Origin of the sequence: Arthrobacter sp. (genome assembly GCF_031988865.1) — a bacterium.
GTDB lineage: Bacteria > Actinomycetota > Actinomycetes > Actinomycetales > Micrococcaceae > Arthrobacter_B.
On sequence record NZ_DALZXY010000149.1, the window covers coordinates 1 to 1,975 of the forward strand.

A 1,975-nucleotide genomic window follows, 5' to 3' on the forward strand; every position below is an offset into this window, starting at 1 on the left:
GCCGGTGGCATCGCGGCGGACAGGCCGGGCTGTGGCGGTGCAGTGCCGAAGGGCTGGGGAATCACTTGCGCGGTGCAACGGCCAGGGCCCTGGACACAGGCTGGCGCTTTGCCAAGAAATCCCCAGGCACTCCAGCTCGACGCCTAGGCTCCCAGCGCGACGGTCACGTCCGCCTCCGATGGACCGCCGCAGCGTGCCGAACCACCAACCCGATGCCAATCCAAAACTATTTCCCGTTCAGCGAGGACCTCTCCATTCTCAGAGACGGCCCGCACCTGCATGCGTTCGGGTGCCTCCGTCATGCTGACATGCCAGCGGCCGTTCTCAGTCTGTTCAACGGACACGTAAATGGACTCGGAGACAGCCACAGTGGGTTGCGGCGGCGAATCCGGCCCGCCAGCGACTCCGCCAGTCGGCCTCTCGCCAGGTTCCGGTGGCGGGGCGGTCCCCAGTTGTCCTGGCACCATTGTCCGAAGCGGCTCGTCCTCCGGAAGAACACCGTTGCCGTCCGGAAGCGGCGACGAGCACCGCCCATCGGCGCAGATCTGCACGTGGTTCACCGCCGAAGAGTCGCCGTCGAACTGTACGTGTAGCGTGTTGCTCCATCCGACAGCCGGGCACACATTCCCACACGCGGTCAGCGGTAACAGCAGCAGTGCCAGCCCAGCGACTATGCCCCGGTTTCTCATCCCCCGGTTTCCCATAGCCCCGAGCATAGCGGGATGGCGCAGCCCACTCCCGGCGGGCTGCCCAGACTGGCGGACCTCCCGCGCCGGTACCCTTGAGGGGTGATGCAATCCCCTCTCCCCGTCCGCAACGGAGTCAACGCCACCCGGCTTCGGCTGCCGGAAGAAGGGTCATGGGAGACTGCCATGGACTACGTGCTGGACCGCTTCGGCCATGTGAATCCGGATGGCATCATCGACCGGTTCGACCGCGGTGAGGTTGTTGGACTCGGCGGAATCCCGCTGACCCGGTCCACACCGCTCAACGAGCACACCTTCATCTGGTACTACCGGGAACTGCCAAAGGAAGAACGCCTCCCGGTGGAAATCAGCATCCTGCACCAGGACGAAAACCTGCTCGTCGTCGACAAGCCGCATTTCCTCCCCACCACTCCGGGCGGAATGTACGTTGCTGAATCCGCCCTGGTCCGCCTGCGCGTGGCCCTCGACATCCCCGATCTGATCCCCATGCACCGTTTGGACCGGATGACAGCAGGCGTGCTCCTGTTTTCGACGAATCCGGAGACCCGCGGCAAATACCAGGTCATGTTTGAGAAGCGACGGATCGAAAAGGAATACGAGGCGGTCGCGCCGGTACGCCCGGACCTCCAACTCCCGTTGGTACTCCGCAGCCGGATGGTGAAATCGCGCACCTACCTACTGGCCCAGGAAATCCCCGGGGAGCCGAATGCGGAGACCCGGGTAGAACTCCTAGAGGAATCCGGTGGAATCGGCCGCTACCGGCTGTTGCCCCACACCGGCAAGACCCATCAGCTGCGCGTGCACATGGCCTCGCTGGGGATCGGCATCCTGAATGACCCGTTCTATCCCGTCCTGCTGGAGCAGGCGCCGGATGACTACAGCCGACCGCTGCAGCTACTAGCCCGTTCGGTCCGCTTTACCGACCCGCTCACCCGGGAGCCGGTGGAATACCGCAGCCAGCTCTCACTCGACGCGTTCCCGTAGGCCCAGGCCGGATCACCTGTGGATTCCCGTAGCTGACCTGCGCTGACGCTGTAGGCTTCCTTTCCCGACACGGATCGCTAGGCTTGGGCCAACTCGCCCGGGATGCATGACCCGGGTCTTCACAGTTGAGGTAAGGAATCGAGCATGCACCCCCAGCCTGCAATGCCCGCAGAGACACCGCTTCCTCGGCCCACGCCTTCAGCTGGGGATGCACCGGGTGCCACGGCTCCGCGAGTCTCGACTGCTGCGCCGGTAACAGGCACGACGGCGGGAGCCGGCTCGAC

At 64.9% G+C, this 1,975-nt stretch carries 1 protein-coding gene; it reads left to right on the plus strand.

Features of this window, described 5'->3' with window-relative positions; translation table 11 throughout:
- The first annotated feature begins 791 nt into the window (after window positions 1-791).
- On the plus strand, window positions 792-1,691 hold the full coding sequence (locus tag RTN46_RS16515) for an RluA family pseudouridine synthase (protein ID WP_312183039.1): 900 nt from the start codon (window positions 792-794) through the stop codon (window positions 1,689-1,691).
- Window positions 1,692-1,975 lie beyond the last annotated feature (284 nt).